This is a genomic window from Microbacterium sp. MDV22-iso44, assembly GCF_058629135.1.
On record NZ_JBZVWS010000003.1, the window covers coordinates 200,346 to 216,521 of the forward strand.

A 16,176-nucleotide genomic window follows, 5' to 3' on the forward strand; every position below is an offset into this window, starting at 1 on the left:
GGTTCGTGGCGGTGTCGGTTCTGAGCGGTGTCGGTTCGTGGACGTGCCGGTTCGCGGGCGAGAGGCCCGTGCGCGGGCTCGGGTAGGTGCCCACTGTCCACGCCGTGCGGGGCCGGGGAGCGGCGGTTCAAAACGGAGCGGGGTCTCCGGGTGAGGCGGCGGCAGGGGTGAAGGCGACGGCCGGGGTGGGTGCGTCTTCTCTGTAGGTCCTGCCGAGGGGTGAGGTCCATTCGAGGACACCACCCGACAGTTGTCGGACCCGCCATGCGGTGAATTGCTTCATCGAATGATGCCGTTGGCACAAGTGGGCCAGGTTGAACAGTTCCGTCTTGCCGCCGAGGGCGTGGTCGTGGGTGTGGTCGACTTCGCAGCGGATCGCGGCGACGCGGCATCCGGGGAACCGGCAGTGCTGATCCCGGGCTTGCAGGAACCTGCGCATCCCCGAGGGCACCCGGTACGAGTCGGTCGACACGGTGACTCCGGTGGTGGGGTCGTGAAACAGGCGCTCCCACACCAAGGTGTCGCCGGCGAGTGTGCGAGCGGTGGCCGGGTCGATGGGCGAGCGGCCGGTCAGGTCGCACGGCCCGTCGTCGACACCGGTCAGGGTCGCCGCGGGGATGAGTACTTGCACGCGTGCGCGGATCGCGCCGAGCGGTCCCGCCGTCGTGTCGCGCGTGTCGTCGAGCGCCGGGGTGCCGGCGAGGAGGAGATCGGCGAACACGTCGGCGCGGACCTGATCGGTCGAGCGCGCATCGGTCGCGACGACCTCCGAGTTCTCGGAGCGTTCGTCTCTCGTGTCGACGATCGCCCGCGCCTGCTGTGTCAGCCGGTCCTGGATCCCCTCCGCAATCACGGTCGGCAGGGTCGCGATCAAATCCGACATCCCATCCCGCCCCGGGATCAACCGGACGCACCGCCCCGCCGCAGCTTCCTCATGCCGTTCGGCGAACGATCGCGGGTGCATCCGGTGCGCGAGGATCTCCAGCTCACCCCGAACCCGGTTCGGCGTCTCACCTTCGCACCGTTCGATCGCGACCTTCTCGAACTCCGCCCACATCTCTGCGGGCAGGTTCAGCCCGGTCTCGACGATCGCCCTCACGTGCCCCTGCACGATCCGCCCGGCCTCCCACGCGGCCACCGCGGCGGGGAATCCTTCGATCGTCACCCGGGCTTCGCCGATCCGGCGTTGCACTGTCCGGTCAGTGGTCCGCATCGCTCCGCCGATCTCTGCTGCGATCGACCGGAGCACCATGTCGTGAAGGGTCACTCTCGCGTTCGGGGGCGCGCCCTGCGCCTCCGCCAGCCGTCCCGCGGCAGCGAGCACGCGCAACTCCCGGATCTGCGCCCGAGCGAGCTCAAGGGCCACGTCCTCGACGTCCGCAACGATCCCCGCGATGGCCGCGAGATACGCCTCGCCACCGGGGGTTTCCGCCGCATCCGTCATACCTGAACCCTGCCACCAACCTCCGACATCCAGACCCCGAAAACCGCTTAAAACACACGCTCCGCACACGGCCGAAGGTGAGAAACGTCTCATCTGCGATGGACCCACCCTCCGTACCTGAGTCGGCCCCAGCCAAGCCCCGTCCGGAGCGTGAAAGGATCGAGCATGCGAACCGCACGGGCCCTCTGGGGTTCCACTCACCCGGGTCCCTCGCTCGTCGTCACCGTGTTGTCCCTCGCCCTCGGCATCGCCGCCGGTCTGGAACCCTGGCGGCTCATCGTCCTCGTCGTCGCGGTGTTCGCCGGTCAGGTCTCGGTCGGTCTCTCCAACGACGCGATCGATCTGTTCCGCGACGCGACCGTCGGTCGCTCCGACAAGCCCCTCGTCCGAGGCGACACCCGCGTCCGCACCGCGTGGATCGCAGCGGGGATCGCACTCGGGGTGGCCGTCCTCCTCTCAGCGGTGCTCGGCTGGGGCATGCTGTTCGCCCACGTCATCGCCCTCGTCTCGGCCTGGAGCTACAACGCCGGACTCAAGGCGACGCCCGCCTCACTGCTGCCGTTCCTCGTCAGCTTCGGGATCTTCCCCTCGCTGGCGACGCTCTCGGCGCCGGCCCCGCAGCCGGCTGCACTGTGGGCCGCCTTCGCGGGGGCCATGCTGGGCGCCGCGGTGCACCTCACCAACGTCCTGCCCGATCTCGACGACGATCGGCGCACCGGCGTCCGCGGTCTGCCGCACCGGATCGGGCCCGCGGCATCCGTGATGCTGGCGGTCGTCGGCATCGTGGTCGCCGCTATCGCCGTCCTCATCGGCAGTCTCGTCGAGGGCGCCTCACCGCTCGCGATGATCGCGTTCGCTCTGCTCGTCACGGGAATCGCAGCAGCGGTGATGATCCGGATGCGGCGCCGCGGCCCCGACCGCACCGGTTTCCGTCTCGTGATGCTCGCCGCGCTCGTCCTCGCCCTCCAGCTCGTGGTGGCGTCGGGCGCCGCATGATCCGCGCACTGGCGGAGTAGCTCCGACACTCATCTCGCGGCGCTGTCGAGCCCCATCGCGTAGGCGTGCGGCACGAGCGACCCCGTTGCGGCGAGCAGCGAACCGAGAACCCGCGACCGGACGGCGTCGGCGCTGCGTGACACCGGTCGACCGAGCCCCATGTTCACGGCCGCCATCCGGCCGGCGACACGGGAGGAGCGCAGGCGGTCGCGTTCCCACTGGGCGAGATCCGCCTCGGGCGCCGACCCGAGCCGCACCCATGCCGCGAGGAGGGGCGCGAGGGTCGCGGCATCCAGCAGACCCAGATTGAGGCCCTGCCCGCCGATCGGGCTGATCTCGTGCGCCGCATCCCCGATGACGAACAATCGGTCGCGACGCATCGACGGAGCGAGCACGCGCCGCACGCCGAACGCGGTCGCCTCGCTCACGACGTCCGCGGCCTCGGCTTCGCCGCGCGTACGCATCGCGTCCTTCAGCCGGCGAGCCAGCGCATGCGGCTCGAGCGATCTGCCGGCGTCCCATGCGACGAACCGGCGCCGCCCGTCCGGCAGCGGGAACGACTCCAGCACGCCTCCCGGGGCCAGGTGCACGAGGGCGGTCTCGGCGTCCTCACGCGGTGGGAGGGCGGCATCCGTCATCAGATACCGATCCGGGTATGCAGTCCGCCGCAGCGCATCGGGGCGGTACACGAGGTCGCGCACACTGACACCCCCGGCGACCACGACGATCGGCGCGACCCGCTCGCCGCGATCGGTCTCGACCCGCACGCGAGCGCCGTCGGGCGCCACGCGCGTCACCGTCACGCCGCGTTCGGGATGCGGGCCGTCGCCGCGCAGGGCCGCCTCGGTCTCGACCTGCGGCAGTGTCGCGACGTACGGGTGCCGCGCGTCGAGCCGCCCGAAGTCGACCACGCCGATCGCGCGCCCGCCGCTGCGCGCCTCGCCGCGGCGCACGCGGACAGCCCGGGTCAGGATGCGGTCGGTCGCCCCGCCGGCTTCGAGTGCAGCGAGCGTCGGGGCGTGCAGACCGATGGCCCGCGATCCGCCACCGGCGGTGGGGCGGCGCTCCAGCACGGCGGCGTCGACGCCGAACCGCGCCAGCTCGGCGGCGAGCAGCGTGCCGACCGGGCCGGCGCCGACGACGAGGACCTCAACCATCGCCGTCCGCCACCGCGAGCAACCGGAACGGCGCCGGCGAAGCCACTCGCCACGGCTCACCCAGGGCCGATCGGAGTTCGCCTGCGCGATAGCTGCGGCGGATCGACCGCAGTCCGTCGGTACGGAGGAACGTCCCGCGCTCGAGCGCCGCGATCCCCATGCCGTAGAGCGCATACGCCAGAGCGCCGCGCTCGATGTCGGCGTGCATCACGGTCCCGGCGGAGAGCGCCCGGGTGTCGACGGCGAACTCGGTGAGCTCATCCGCCTCGAGGTGATGCAGGACGTGGTTCGACAAGACCAGGTCGAACGTCTCACCTGCCGCACGGAGGCTCGCGGCATCCGTGGCGGCGAAGCTCACCCGATCGCTCGCGCGCGTCCGCGCCACCTCGAGCGCCCGCGGGTCCGGATCGATCCCGAGCCAGTGCACGTCGAGCCCGTCGCGCTCCGCCCACTGCGCGAGTCGCGCGATCACGTCTCCGCCGCCGCTGCCGACGTCGAGCACGCGGGCGGCGCGCCCGAGGCGCTGCAGCCGGGGACGGATGCCGCGGCGCCAGACCCGGCCCCACCCGCCGATCGCCCGGTTCACGAGGTCGAAGCGCTCGAGGGTCGCCGCGAGCGCGACCGGATCGCAATCAGGGTCGTCCATCAGTTCGCGGAGGGCCGCGTCGCGTTCGGCGAGGTTCATGCCGCCGCCCGCCGGAACGTCAGCCGTGCCGCCTCGAGGGTGAGCCCGGGGCCGAACGCGAGCGTCGCCACCCGGTCGCCGTCGTCGAGCTCGCCGGCGAGCAGCGCGCCGAGGATGAACAGGATCGTCGCGCTCGACATGTTTCCGTAGTCGCGGAGCACGTCGCGCGACACCGCGAGCGCGTCGGCGGGCAGGGCGAGACCCATCTCGACGCGATCCAGCACGCTGCGCCCGCCGGGGTGGACCGCCCAGGTGTCGACGCCGTCGTCGCCGAGGAACGACTCGACCGCGCCGCGGATCTCGCGACCGATGATGCGCGGCACCTCCGCCGAGAGGATCATCTCGAATCCGGTGTCGCCGATCGTCCAGGCCATGTCCTTCTCGCCCTCGTCGGTGAGCACCGTCGCGAACCGATCGAGCTCGAACGAGACCCCGGTCGCGCGCGACGCGTCCGCACTGACGATCGCCGCGGCGGCACCGTCGGCGAAGACGGATGCCGAGACGATCTCGTCGTGGTCCGCCGGGGTCCGCACGTGCAGTGAGCAGAGCTCCGCGCAGACGACGAGAACCACGGCGTCGGGTTGGGCGGCGCAGATCTGCGATGCCGTGCGGAGCGCAGGCACGGCGGCCGCGCACCCCATGAACCCGAGATGCGAGCGCGCGACGGTCGTCGGGAGCCCCAGGTCGCGGACGAGGCGGTAGTCGGGCCCCGGCGCGAACATCCCCGTGCACGACACGGTCACCACGTGGGTGACCTCGGCCGCATCGACGGATGCCGCAGCCAGAGCCTTCCGCGCCGCCTCGGCGAACAGCGGCGGGGCCAGTCGGATGTACGCGTCGTTGCGCGCCCCGGTCGAGGGCGACAGCAGGTCGCCCGTCGCGGTGACCGTCGGCATCCGCTCGTCGCCTTCGGGCGCGGCCGTCGCAGCGGCGGCTGCGGCGAGATCGTCGAGCACCGTGTGGCGGGTCTCGATCGCCGAGGCGTCGAACGCGGCGCCGATGAGGCGCTTGGTGAGGCGATCGGCGCCGGGTTGCCCGGCGAACAGATCGCGCACCTGGTCCTGTCGCAGGCGGGCGCGGGGCACGGCGGTGCCGATCGACAGGATCCGGGTGGTCATTGCCTCACCGTAACCGTCGGAGGCGTGCGTGGCGCCGCGGGTTGACCGTGGCGGACCTATGTGGGCTGTCGCAGAGGCAGGCGGAGGGTGAACGTCGCCCCGCGGCCCGGGGCGCTGTCGACCCGGATGCTCCCGGAATGCGCGACCGCGATGGTCCGGAGGTTCGTCAGGCCCAGGCCGAATCCCTGCACCTGACGGGCTCGGGCCTCGGCCGTGCGGTAGAAGCGGTCGAACACGCGCCGCTGCTCGGCGTGGGTGAGACCCGCGCCCGGGTTCGTGACGGCGATCTCGACGACTGCGCCGTCGGTGCGGCAGGCGACCGTCACCACGCCGTCCGGCTGGCCGAACTTGACCGCGTTCGTCACCAGTTCGGTGACCGCGACGAGCAGCTGCCGAGCGTCCGCCTCGACGACGACGGTGCCCGGACCGACGATGTCGATGCGCATTCCGCGGGCGGATGCGGCGACCCGCGCCTCGCCGACGGCCTGCCGCACGACCTCCGCGACGTCGACGGGGGCGATCGTGAGCTCCTTGACCGTCTCGGTCGCGTGCAGCAGGTCGCCGACGCGGTGGAAGAGGTCGTCGGTCTTGCGGGAGACGATCTCGATGTAGCGCTGCAGCCTCTCGTCAGACGGGTCGGCGGCGTCGGCGAGCAGGTCGAGGAAGCCGGTGATGCTCGTGATCGGCGTCCGCAGCTCGTGCGAGACGGTGCGCAGGAACTGTTCCCGCACCTCGACCGCGTCCGCCAGCTCGGTGACGTCGTACGCGACGACGACGGTACCCAGGAGGCGGCCGTCCTCGCGGTGCACCTGGCCGGAGGATGCGAGGATCGCGACCTGCGAGTCGGCCGGGCCCAGCCACTCGACGTGGTTGTCGATGACCTCTCCGCGCAGCGCCCGCGGGATGATCTGCTGGTCGTACGGGATCTGGCTCACCCGATCGGCGGCGAGCACGTCGTCGCCGGCGTAGGGCGGTTCGTCGAGACGGAACCCGACCATCTCGACCATGCGATGGGCGAGCGGGTTGGCGATGTCGAGGCGCCCCTCGTTGTCGTAGAAGGCCACTCCTGCGTTCACCGTGTTCAGGATGCCGAGCGCGATCGCCTCGGCATCCTTCGCCTCGCGGAGCGCCTCGTCCTGCGCCCGCGACGCCTCGGCGAGACGGATGCTGTTGCGATGGAGCTGGCGGGCGGCGAGGAACACGACGACGGCGATACCGACGATGAGGGTCGGGAAGGCGAAGACGTTCGCCCAGTCAGCGGGCGTCGTCGGCCAGGCCCCCGTGTACACGTATCGGAAGCCGATGACGAAGACGGCGCCCATGACCGCCACCGCGATGCCGTACCACGGGAAGCCGTAGGCGAGCCAGAGGATCGGGAAGAGCGCGAGGATCGTCACCGCGGGGACGAAGGGCATCAGTTCGGCCCGGAACAGGGCGACGGTCAGGAGGTCGGCCACCGCTATCAGGATCATCCACGCGCGCGGCAACCTCTCCCACGGGACGACCGCCGCGGCGAGCGTCGCCAGGGCCGCGACGGCGAGCCCCGTGAGCAGCGCGACCGTCCGCAGGCTGTCGGGGTGCGCGATCGCTCCCACCAGGGCGATGAAGACGACACCGATCGCGAAGGGCAGTTGCGCACGCAGGAAGACACGCATCCGACCGGATCGGCTGGCTTCCATCTCGAACAGCGGCACCGTCGCCTCGTCCTTCCTTCGACCGAACGTCAGGTACCCGAACGGTATCCCACTCCGGCCGATCCGCGATCACCGATCGGCGACCCACACTTCGACGCCCGATTCGCCCAGGGTGAAGTTGATCGCCGTCCCGGGCGCGTACGCCTGCCGGGCGGCGGGCGGGCTCAGCGAACTGACGACGGCCGTCACCGAGACGGGGAACGGGCCAGCCCCGCACGTCGAGAGGGTCTCGCCGATGGTCGGGTCGGCGGCCTCCTCGGGGCTCACGATGCTGAGGCACCGCACGGGATTCGGGTCGGCGGGGGTCCCGACGGTGTTGGTGAACACCGAGAAACCCCGGAAGTCCGCGTACCGGCGACTGTCGGAGTCATTCTGCGGGCGCAACGGCACGAGCTCGGACAGTCGGGTCACCTCGGTCGCATTCGGATACCGCGGCACGTCGCGCGGGATCGACAGGGTGACGGCCGCGGTCGCCGCGACGAGTCCGACGGCTCCCACGGCCACGGCGGCGGGTCTCACCCAGCGCGGCCAGCGCCGTGGGGTCAGATACGGGCGCTCGGCATCGCCGCCGGTGAGCGCGCCGGGCGGGTCCGTCTCGGCCGGACCGGGGGCGTCCGGGGCGCTCTCGTCCTCGTCGTCTGCGCCGGGCGCGACGCTCGGCGCCCGCACCGCGCGCGTTTCGAGCTCCCGCAGGCGCTGCAGCGCTGCAGCATCCCCTGCGATGTCAGCGGTGCGCCCGTAGGCGCGTTCGCGCAGGCGGGCCAGCTCGGCGGCGTCATCGTCGTCCATCGGGACTACTAAACCAACAACGCGACCCCATCGGGGCGGAATGATCGAGAAGCGGCGGGCGCCGCGACCGGTCAGTCGTCGACGAGCACCGATTCGGCGACGGGGCGACGTTCGCGGGGCGCTTCTTCACGGGCGCGCAGGTCGTCGCCGGCCGCGTCGATGTCGCCGAGCGGGCCGACGGCCATCACGGTGATCGCGCGCTGGTCGTCGGCCAGGCCGAAGGCCTCGGCGACGCGGTCGGCGTGGAACCCGCCCATCTGATGCGTGCTCAGCCCGTTCGCGTGCGCCTGGATCGTGAAGTGCGCCGCAGCCTGGCCGACGTCGTACGCCGCCCAGCGCAACTCCTTGCCGTCCTGCTGGGTCGTCGCGACGAACACGACGAGAGCCGCCGCATCCGCCGCCCATGCCCGGTTGAACCCCATCAGGGTGTCCACCACGCTCGCGTGGGATGCCGTTCCCCGTCGCGCGACGATGAAGCGCCACGGCTGCGTGTTCGACGCGGACGGCGACCACCGTGCGGCCTCGAGAGCGGACGCCAGCGCCTGCTCGTCGATCGGCGCGGACGCGTCGAAGATCCGCGTGCTCCAGCGCTCGGTCAGAACGTCGAGGATGGGGGCGTCGGTGGATGCGGTGCGATTCGGCATCCGTCTATTCCATCACCACCGACGATGCCTCGGCCTCGCCGAGCCCTTAGGACGTGGCCCAGTCGGACGGCCCGGAGGTGCCGGCGACGTACTCGTCGAGAGGGACGCGCCCGTCCCGCCAGGCGTCGATGACGGGCTGGACGATGTGCCAGCAGTCGACGGCGGCGTCGCCGCGCACCGACAGCATGGCATCGCCGTCGAGGATGCCCGACAGCACTTCGGCATACGCCTTCAGCGCCCCTGCGCCGAGTTCCGCCTCGAGCGTCACCTTCTCGAGTTCGAGCGGGTCGGCCTCGCCGTTGACGTTCAGGTCGAGCGCGATGGAGTCGGGCCCGAGCGAGAAGCGCAGCACGGTCGGGCCGGGGTCGCCGGTGAACCCGCGAGGGAGGTGCCGAACGGGGTGGAAGCGCACCTCGACCTTCGCCTCGGCGTTCCCGAGGGCCTTGCCCGAGCGGAGCGTGATCGGAACGCCCTGCCATCGCGCGTTGCGCACCTCGACCGTCATCTCGGCGAGCGTCTCGGTCTCGCGGCTCGGATCGACCCCCGGCTCGTCGACGTACGACGGGAAGTCCCGCCCCTCGACGGTGCCGGCCGTGTACCGCGCCCGGCGCGACGAGGCGACCGGGTCGTCGCCCCACACAGCGGTGGCTCGGAGCGCGGCGCCCGTCGCGTCGCGGAGGTCGCGCTGATCGAGGGATGCCGGGGGCTCCATCGTGGCGAACGCCATGACCTGCAGCAGGTGACTCTGGATCATGTCGGTGAGCGCGCCGGCCTTGTCGTAGTAGCCCGCGCGGCCTTCGAGTCCCAGCGGCTCGTCGAACTGCACGAGCATCGAGGCGATGTGATCGGCGGACCAGGCCGGCTCGATGAGCCGGTTCGCGAAGCGCGCCCCGAGCAGGTTCAGGACGGTGGAGCGGCCGAGGAAGTGGTCGACGCGGAACACCTGCGACTCGGGAACCAGCTCGGCGAGCGTCGCGTTGAGGTGCTCCGCAGATGCGGCATCCGACCCGAACGGCTTCTCGAGTGCGAGGATCGTGCCCTCGGGGATCGTGACCGAGCGGAGCGCATCGCACGCCTTCGCGGCGACGGCGGGCGGCACGGCGAAGTAGAGCGCGGGCCGGCCCTCGGCGGCATCCAACAGCTTCTGCAGTTGATCAGCGTCGGTGATGTCGGCCCGCGTGTAAGTCGTGTCCGACAAGGGCTCGAAGGCGGACTCCGAGTCGGTCGTGGCGAACGCCTTTTGCACGGTCTCGCGCCACGCGTCATCGCTCCACTCCTCGACACCCGCCCCCGCCAGCCGCACGCGGCGTTCGGGCTCGCGTGCGAGCAGCTGCCCGAGCGCGGGGAGCAGCAGCCGCGAGGTGAGATCCCCCGAGGCGCCGAGGATGAGCAGGGTCGTGTCGGCCGTCATGGGCGTCACCCTAGCCCGCTCCCGATGACGACACCCGTCGCGCCTCGTCTCTTGCCCCGCCGCCCGCCGCGAACGACAATGACGTCGATGCCTGCCCCGATCGAGTCCTATGCCCTGCTCAGCAACTGCCGGACGGGAGCCCTCGTGTCGGATGCCGGGAGCCTCGACTGGCTGTGCCTTCCCCGCTACGACGACGCGTCGATCTTCGGAGCACTCCTCGGCGACGACGAACACGGTCGGTGGAGTCTCCGCCCCGCGGACTCCGCCGCCACGTCTACCCGCCGCTACGACGGCGACACCTTCGTGCTCGTCACGCGCTGGCAGACGCCGACGGGCAGCGCCGAGGTCATCGAGTTCATGCCGATGCACGACGACACGGATGCCGTCGTCCGACGCGTCGTCGGCATCGAAGGCACCGTCGCCTTCACGAGCGAGCTGCGCCTGCGTTTCGATTACGCTCGGGCGCTCCCCTGGGTGCGGCAGATCGGGCACGCGGACGCGCCGGTGTTGCTCGCGATCGCGGGTCCCGACGCCGTCGCCGTGCGCGGCCCCCGGCTGCACCCGGACGGCACGATGCACCGCGCCGTGTTCACGGTGGCGGCGGGCGACACCGTCGACTCGGTGCTCACCTGGGACCGGTCGTACCACCGGCATCCCGTCGGGATCGACGTCGACGCCGCGATCGCGCACACCCGCAGGTGGTGGAGCGACTTCGCGGCGGGCGTCGAGGACGGCGGACCCTGGGGAGCCCACGTGGTTCGCTCGATGCTCGTGCTCCGCGCCCTCACCCACACCGAGACCGGCGGGATCGTCGCCGCCGCGACGACCTCGCTCCCCGAGGACCCCGGTGGCTCGCGCAACTGGGACTACCGGTTCGTCTGGTTGCGGGATGCCGCCCTCACCCTCGAGGCCTACCTCGCCCACGGCTACACCCGGGCACCGGAGCGCTGGCGCGACTGGCTGCTGCGTGCGATCGCCGGCGACCCGGCCGACGTGCAGATCATGTACGGCCTCGGCGGCGAACGAGACCTCCCCGAACGTGAGCTGACGAGCCTGCCGGGCTACGAGGGATCCGCGCCCGTCCGCATCGGCAACGGCGCCGTCGACCAGTACCAGGGCGACGTCATCGGCGAGGTCCTCGTCGCCCTCGAGGCCGCCCGCCTCGCCGGGGTGACCGAGACCCCCTCGTCGTGGTCGCTGCAGCGCGCGCTGCTGGCGCAGGTCGTCGCGTGGGTCGACCGCCCCGACCACGGCATCTGGGAGATGCGCGGCGACGTGCACCACTTCACGCATTCCCGCGCGATGGTGTGGGCCGCGCTCGACCGCGGCATCCGCGCGGTGCGCGAGCACGGTCTGCCCGGCGACGCCGACACGTGGGATCGGCTCCGCGATCAGGTGCGCGCCGAGATCGATGCGACCGGGGTGGATGCCGCGGGTGGCCACTTCACGCAACACGACGGCACCGACGAGGTCGACGCCTCGCTGCTTCTCCTGCCCGTCGTCGGGTTCTGCGCCGCCGACGACCCGCGGATGCTCGCCACCGTCGCCCGCATCGAGCGCGACCTCCTGCGCGACGGTTTCGTCATGAGGTATCGCACCGCGGCGGGGACCGACGGGTTGCCCGGCGACGAGCACCCCTTCCTCGCGTGCTCCTTCTGGCTCGTCGAGCAGTACGCGGCGACCGGACGCATCGAGGATGCGACGCGCCTCATGGACCGGCTCTGCGCCGTCGCGAACGATGTGGGTCTGCTCTCGGAGGAGTACGACCCCGGGGTGGGACGCCACATCGGCAACACCCCGCAGGCCCTCAGCCACCTCGCGCTCGTCGGGGCCGCGGACGCGCTCGCCGGGCACACCGGCCGCGCCGCGCATCGGACCTGACCGGGGTCGACACCGTGGCATCCGATCGTCCGTCAAGGCCGTGCGCGGCGCCGCGGCGCTGACTATCGTCGAGGGCACCGCGTCGGAACCCGGAGGAGGACGCGATGACGGACACATCCGAGCCCCTGCCCGGCGACGTGCTGGCAGAGCGCTACCGCCTTGTCGCGCAGATCGGACAGGGCGGCATGGCGCGCGTCTTCCGCGCCGACGACACGGCACTGGGGCGCCGCGTCGCCGTCAAGGTGCTCCGCCCCGGTGTCGAGGGGGCGGTCAGCGCGCCGGATCGGGCGCGCAGCGAGGTCACCCTGCTCGCCTCGCTCAACCACCCCTCGCTCGTGACACTGTTCGATGCGCACCTCACCGGTTCGCCCGACTACCTCGTGATGGAGTTCGTCGACGGCCCCACGTTGAGTGCGCGCATCGCGGAAGGCCCTCTGCCCACCGCCGACGTCGCCGCCCTCGCCGCAGAGCTCGGCGAAGCCCTGCACGTGGTCCACTCCTCGGGTGTCGTGCATCGGGACGTGAAGCCGTCGAACGTGCTCCTCGCCTCACCGCACCTTCCCGGTGGGCGGCCCCGCGCCAAGCTCGCCGACTTCGGCATCGCGCTCCTCCTCGACAGTGCGCGGGTGACGACGCCGGGCACGATCATCGGCACCGCCGCCTATCTCGCCCCCGAGCAGGTCGAGGGCCGCGACCCTTCGCCCGCGTCCGACGTGTACGCCCTCGGTCTCGTCCTGCTCGAGGCGCTCACGGGTGAGCGTGCCTATCCGAACACCGACGGGGTGGGCGCCGCCCTCGCGCGCCTGACGACGCCGCCGACCGTTCCCGACACTCTCAGCGAGGGGTGGCGTTCGCTCCTCTCACGCATGACGGCGACCTCGCCCGAGGAGCGGCCCACGGCCCTCGAGGTCGTCCACGCCGCGGAGCGGCTGCGGACCGAGCCGATCGACGGCGCGCCGCCGCTGCCTCCGGTGCGTGCGGCGGTGGCCGCCGGCATCCCCGCCGCCGGCGCTGCCGATTCCCGTCGGTTCGATGAGGAGACCACGGGGGATGCCCCGACCCGCCGCTACCCCCGCCCTTCAGCGACGGCGGCGACCGTCGCGCTCGCCGGGGCCCCGGCAGCAGCCGGAGCCTCGGCGGCATCCGGCGTCTCGACCGATCGGCCCGAGAAGCGACGGTCGCGTCGCCCGCTCGTGATCGGACTCGCCGCCGCCGCGGTCGCACTGATCACGGCGGGGAGCATCTGGGCGGGATCGCTCGCCGGTTCGCCGCAGCCCGCCTCGACCGACCCCGCGCAGACGGAGCCGCAGGAGTCGGCACCCGCCGAGGTCGTCTCGACGGATCCCACGCCGACCCCGACGCCGACCGTCACGACGACGAAGGTCGATCCCGCTCCCGACGACGACGCGGCCGACGAAGCGGCGAAGGACGCCGAGAAGGCGGCCAAGGACGAGCAGAAGCGGGCGGAGCGCGAGGCGAACAAGGACCGCAAGGGGCCGAAGGACAAGCCGTGAACGACGGAACCGCCCCGCCGCGGCTGCGGACGGGACGGTTCCGATCGAGCCGGACTCAGCGCGCGAGCGCGTCGCGGAGCTTGACGCGGGCACCCATCCGCAGGAGCGAGTTCTCGTAGATCTTCGCGCCGACGAGGATCGCTCCCACGCAGGCGGCGAGCATGACGGCCAGCGCGAGCAGCGGCTCCCACCACTGCGCCTCGCCGACGAAGATCCGCACCGGCATCCCGACCGGAGCCGAGAACGGGACGTACGACATGATCGTCAGCACGACGGGGTTGTCGTTGAAGAAGATCACGAGGAAGTACGGCGCCATCACGATGTAGGTGAGCGGTGTGATCGTCGGGCCGATGTCCTCCTGGCGCGACACCAGCGCACCCGCCGCGGCGAACAGCGCCGCGAGCAGCACGAACCCGAAGAGGAAGAAGACCGCGAACCAGGCGATCGGCCCGCCGAGACCGGCGATCAGGAAGTCCTGGCCCGTCACGGTCAGCCCGATGATCGCGACCGCGGCGATGCCGACGATCTGCCCCATCGCGAGGATCGTGTTGCCGAGCACCTTGCCCGCCAGGAGTGCGCGGGTCGGGATCGCCGAGATGAGCAGCTCGACCACACGCGTCTGCTTCTCCTCGACGACGCTCGTCGCGATCGTCGTACCGAAGGTCAGTGCCGCGGCGAAGAACACGCCGCCGAAGGCGATCGCGATGATGTAGCGGAGGAATCCGTCGGTGCTCTCCGGCTCGAGGATCTCGACCTTCGGGGCGATGCTCAGCTGCTGCAGCAGGCTGTTCGACACCGACTCGTCGAAGACCACGGTGTAGCCGAGCGGCTCGTCGCCGCCGGGGATGACGGCTGCATCGACCGTGCCGTCGCGGACGAGATCGCGGGCCTCCTCGGCGGAGGCCGCATCGGTCACATCGAACGCCTTCGGGTCGGTGATGGCCGACGCCGTCTCGGAGGTGACCGCGATCGGCGTGCGGCTGTCGCTCTGAGCGGAGAAGCCCGCCCAGAGGACACCGGCCAGCACGATCAGGAACATGACGGCGGTGGAGATGATGAACGACTTCGAGCGCAGCTTCGAGCCGAGCTCGCGCTCGGTGACGAGCCAGACGCTCTGGCCGAACGAGGGGGAGACGGACGTGTTCACTGGATGACCTCCGTGAAGATCTGGGCGAGGGTGGGGCGGCGCGGCGCGAACGTGGTCACGTCGCCCGCGGCGACCGCGCGCTGCAGGACGCGCTGGACGGTCTCGTCGGAGTCGGCCTCGAAGAGGGCGTAGCCGCCGTCGAAGTCGACGACCTCGACGCCCGGCTCGTCGCGGAGCCATCCGGCATCCGTCCCCGAGACGAGTTCGACGCGGCGGGTCGTGTGCTCGGCACGGAGCCCCTCACGGGTGCCGGCGGCGCGGATCGTGCCGCCCGCGATGATGACGAGGTCGTCGCACAGGCGCTCGACGACGTCGAGCTGGTGCGACGAGAACAGCACCGAGGCTCCCTGCGCCGCGCGGGTCTGCAGGACGTTCGCGACGACGTCGACGGCGATCGGGTCGAGCCCCGAGAACGGCTCATCGAGGATGAGGACCTCGGGGTCGTGCACGAGGGCGGCCGCGATCTGCGCGCGCTGCTGGTTGCCGAGCGAGAGGGTCTCGACGTTGTCGCCGAGGCGCTCGCCGAGCCCCAGCTCCTCGAGCAGGGCGGTCGCGCGGGTGGCGGCATCCGTCTTCGAGAAGCCGTGCAGACGGGCGAGGTAGACGATGTGCTCGAGCACCTTCATCTTCGGGTACAGCCCGCGCTCCTCGGGCATGTAGCCGAACAGGCGCCGGTCGGCAGCGGTGACGGGGGCGCCGTTGAGGGTGACCTCGCCGGCGTCGCGACCGAGCACGCCGAGCATGATGCGCATCGTCGTGGTCTTGCCGGCGCCGTTGCCGCCGACGAAACCGGTCAGCCGGCCGGGCGCGACGTCGAAGGCGACGTCGTCGAGGACGCGCCTCGACCCGTAGCTCTTGGTGATCCCGCGTAGCTGCAGCATCCGTTCCTCCTGTGGTCGGTGCGCCACCGGCGGCGGCACGTGTCCCACGTTAGGAAGATCGGATGCCGGGGACCTCCCCCCGGCGGGTGAAACCCATCCCCTCCCCACGGGGGAGAGACGTTGTCGGTGCATTCATAGGAATAGGGATGCCGGGGGTCTCGTTGGGTTCTGCGATGCCCACCGGCATCCCATCCACTCTCTTTGGAGGACCCATGACGAATCGCACCATCGGCTACATCGTCGGCAGCATCTCGTCGACGTCGATCAACCGGACCCTCGCCAAGGCGCTCGAGCGCCTCGCCCCCGAGGGCACCACGCTGGTCGAGATCCCGATCAAGGACCTGCCGTTCTACTCGGTCGACCACGACGGGAACTTCCCGCAGGTGGCCGTCGACTTCAAGCAGGCGATCGCGGACGTCGATGGCGTCATCATCGTGACCCCCGAGTACAGCCGCTCGATCCCCGGCGTGCTGAAGAACGCGCTCGACTGGGCCGCCCGTCCGTACGGCCAGAACGCGTTCCACAACAAGCCCACGGCCGTCATCGGCACGTCGGGCAGCGGCGTCGCGACCGCTGTCGCGCAGCAGCACCTCAAGGCGATCCTCAGCCACTTCAACGCGCCGACGCTCGGCCAGCCCGAGGGCTTCATCCAGACAACGCCCGGCCTGTTCGCCGAGGACGGCGAGGTCACGAACGACGCGACCGCCGGCTTCCTGACCGGCTACCTCGAGGCGTTCAACGACCTCGTCGACCGCTACGCGAAGGTCCCCGCGAGCGCCTGACGCTCGCTGCCGGAAGAAACGGCCCCACCCCGA

Annotated in this window: 14 protein-coding genes; 4 read left to right on the forward strand and 10 right to left on the reverse strand. The window is 71.5% G+C overall.

All coding sequences use genetic code 11. The features are described from left to right. Nucleotides 1-127: 127 nt before the first annotated feature. Nucleotides 128-1,444 (reverse strand): HNH endonuclease, encoded by a 1,317-nt coding sequence (locus tag AC4NN1_RS11245; RefSeq protein WP_491955350.1) that lies wholly within the window; start codon nucleotides 1,442-1,444, stop codon nucleotides 128-130. Between the two features lie 165 nt (nucleotides 1,445-1,609). Between AC4NN1_RS11245 and AC4NN1_RS11250 the strand changes: the two genes are divergently transcribed. Continuing rightward, nucleotides 1,610-2,440, forward strand: coding sequence for a UbiA family prenyltransferase (locus AC4NN1_RS11250; protein WP_020098483.1), 831 nt, complete (start codon nucleotides 1,610-1,612; stop codon nucleotides 2,438-2,440). Nucleotides 2,441-2,469: 29 nt separating this feature from the next. On the opposite strand, the gene AC4NN1_RS11255 is transcribed toward AC4NN1_RS11250, so the two are convergent. From AC4NN1_RS11255 to AC4NN1_RS11285, 7 genes are all read right to left on the reverse strand, one after another. Then, complete coding sequence (locus AC4NN1_RS11255) at nucleotides 2,470-3,597, reverse strand: FAD-dependent oxidoreductase (protein WP_491955351.1); 1,128 nt, start codon at nucleotides 3,595-3,597, stop codon at nucleotides 2,470-2,472. Beyond that, the gene (locus tag AC4NN1_RS11260) at nucleotides 3,590-4,282 is read right to left on the reverse strand and encodes a methyltransferase domain-containing protein (RefSeq protein WP_491955352.1); all 693 of its coding nucleotides are present in this window, start codon (nucleotides 4,280-4,282) and stop codon (nucleotides 3,590-3,592) included. Before AC4NN1_RS11260 ends, AC4NN1_RS11255 begins: the two co-directional genes overlap by 8 nt. After that, nucleotides 4,279-5,400: a type III polyketide synthase gene (locus AC4NN1_RS11265; RefSeq protein ID WP_491955353.1), complete on the reverse strand. Its 1,122-nt coding sequence runs from the start codon at nucleotides 5,398-5,400 to the stop codon at nucleotides 4,279-4,281. Before AC4NN1_RS11265 ends, AC4NN1_RS11260 begins: the two co-directional genes overlap by 4 nt. Before the next feature lie 56 nt (nucleotides 5,401-5,456). Next, nucleotides 5,457-7,094 (reverse strand): sensor histidine kinase, encoded by a 1,638-nt coding sequence (locus tag AC4NN1_RS11270; RefSeq protein ID WP_491955354.1) that lies wholly within the window; start codon nucleotides 7,092-7,094, stop codon nucleotides 5,457-5,459. 69 nt (nucleotides 7,095-7,163) lie between these two features. After that, nucleotides 7,164-7,883 (reverse strand): hypothetical protein, encoded by a 720-nt coding sequence (locus AC4NN1_RS11275; RefSeq protein ID WP_116227636.1) that lies wholly within the window; start codon nucleotides 7,881-7,883, stop codon nucleotides 7,164-7,166. A gap of 71 nt (nucleotides 7,884-7,954) precedes the next feature. Continuing rightward, nucleotides 7,955-8,527, reverse strand: a complete 573-nt coding sequence (locus AC4NN1_RS11280; protein WP_020098489.1) for a nitroreductase family protein — start codon at nucleotides 8,525-8,527, stop codon at nucleotides 7,955-7,957. 46 nt (nucleotides 8,528-8,573) lie between these two features. After that, nucleotides 8,574-9,947: a glucose-6-phosphate dehydrogenase gene (locus AC4NN1_RS11285; RefSeq protein WP_491955355.1), complete on the reverse strand. Its 1,374-nt coding sequence runs from the start codon at nucleotides 9,945-9,947 to the stop codon at nucleotides 8,574-8,576. Between the two features lie 69 nt (nucleotides 9,948-10,016). On the opposite strand from AC4NN1_RS11285, the gene AC4NN1_RS11290 reads away from it, so the two are divergent. Both AC4NN1_RS11290 and AC4NN1_RS11295 read left to right on the forward strand, forming a co-directional pair. Then, entirely contained in the window at nucleotides 10,017-11,819 is a 1,803-nt protein-coding gene (locus AC4NN1_RS11290; RefSeq protein ID WP_491955356.1) for a glycoside hydrolase family 15 protein, read from the forward strand. A gap of 104 nt (nucleotides 11,820-11,923) precedes the next feature. Beyond that, nucleotides 11,924-13,333, forward strand: coding sequence for a serine/threonine-protein kinase (locus AC4NN1_RS11295; protein ID WP_491955357.1), 1,410 nt, complete (start codon nucleotides 11,924-11,926; stop codon nucleotides 13,331-13,333). 55 nt (nucleotides 13,334-13,388) lie between these two features. Here the strand turns inward: AC4NN1_RS11295 and AC4NN1_RS11300 are convergent, their stop codons facing one another. Both AC4NN1_RS11300 and AC4NN1_RS11305 read right to left on the reverse strand, forming a co-directional pair. Further along, on the reverse strand, nucleotides 13,389-14,480 hold the full coding sequence (locus AC4NN1_RS11300; protein WP_363455247.1) for an ABC transporter permease: 1,092 nt from the start codon (nucleotides 14,478-14,480) through the stop codon (nucleotides 13,389-13,391). Next, a complete protein-coding gene (locus AC4NN1_RS11305) occupies nucleotides 14,477-15,361 on the reverse strand; it encodes an ABC transporter ATP-binding protein (protein ID WP_311858170.1) in 885 nt (294 codons plus the stop codon). The genes AC4NN1_RS11300 and AC4NN1_RS11305 overlap by 4 nt, the downstream gene beginning before the upstream one ends. A 212-nt stretch (nucleotides 15,362-15,573) precedes the next feature. Here AC4NN1_RS11305 and AC4NN1_RS11310 point away from each other — a divergent pair, with 212 nt between their 5' ends. After that, a complete protein-coding gene (locus AC4NN1_RS11310; RefSeq protein ID WP_018187570.1) occupies nucleotides 15,574-16,143 on the forward strand; it encodes an NADPH-dependent FMN reductase in 570 nt (189 codons plus the stop codon). The last annotated feature ends 33 nt before the right edge of the window (nucleotides 16,144-16,176 follow it).

Bases quoted from the DNA above. Each gene is read 5' to 3' on its own strand.
- AC4NN1_RS11275 (WP_116227636.1), bottom strand. From the start codon at position 7,883: ATGGACGACGATGACGCCGCCGAGCTGGCCCGCCTGCGCGAACGCGCC.
- AC4NN1_RS11295 (WP_491955357.1), top strand. From the start codon at position 11,924: ATGACGGACACATCCGAGCCCCTGCCCGGCGACGTGCTGGCAGAGCGC.
- AC4NN1_RS11290 (WP_491955356.1), top strand. From the start codon at position 10,017: ATGACGTCGATGCCTGCCCCGATCGAGTCCTATGCCCTGCTCAGCAAC.
- AC4NN1_RS11245 (WP_491955350.1), bottom strand. From the start codon at position 1,444: ATGACGGATGCGGCGGAAACCCCCGGTGGCGAGGCGTATCTCGCGGCC.
- AC4NN1_RS11280 (WP_020098489.1), bottom strand. From the start codon at position 8,527: ATGCCGAATCGCACCGCATCCACCGACGCCCCCATCCTCGACGTTCTG.
- AC4NN1_RS11305 (WP_311858170.1), bottom strand. From the start codon at position 15,361: ATGCTGCAGCTACGCGGGATCACCAAGAGCTACGGGTCGAGGCGCGTC.
- AC4NN1_RS11310 (WP_018187570.1), top strand. From the start codon at position 15,574: ATGACGAATCGCACCATCGGCTACATCGTCGGCAGCATCTCGTCGACG.
- AC4NN1_RS11260 (WP_491955352.1), bottom strand. From the start codon at position 4,282: ATGAACCTCGCCGAACGCGACGCGGCCCTCCGCGAACTGATGGACGAC.
- AC4NN1_RS11250 (WP_020098483.1), top strand. From the start codon at position 1,610: ATGCGAACCGCACGGGCCCTCTGGGGTTCCACTCACCCGGGTCCCTCG.
- AC4NN1_RS11265 (WP_491955353.1), bottom strand. From the start codon at position 5,400: ATGACCACCCGGATCCTGTCGATCGGCACCGCCGTGCCCCGCGCCCGC.
- AC4NN1_RS11255 (WP_491955351.1), bottom strand. From the start codon at position 3,597: ATGGTTGAGGTCCTCGTCGTCGGCGCCGGCCCGGTCGGCACGCTGCTC.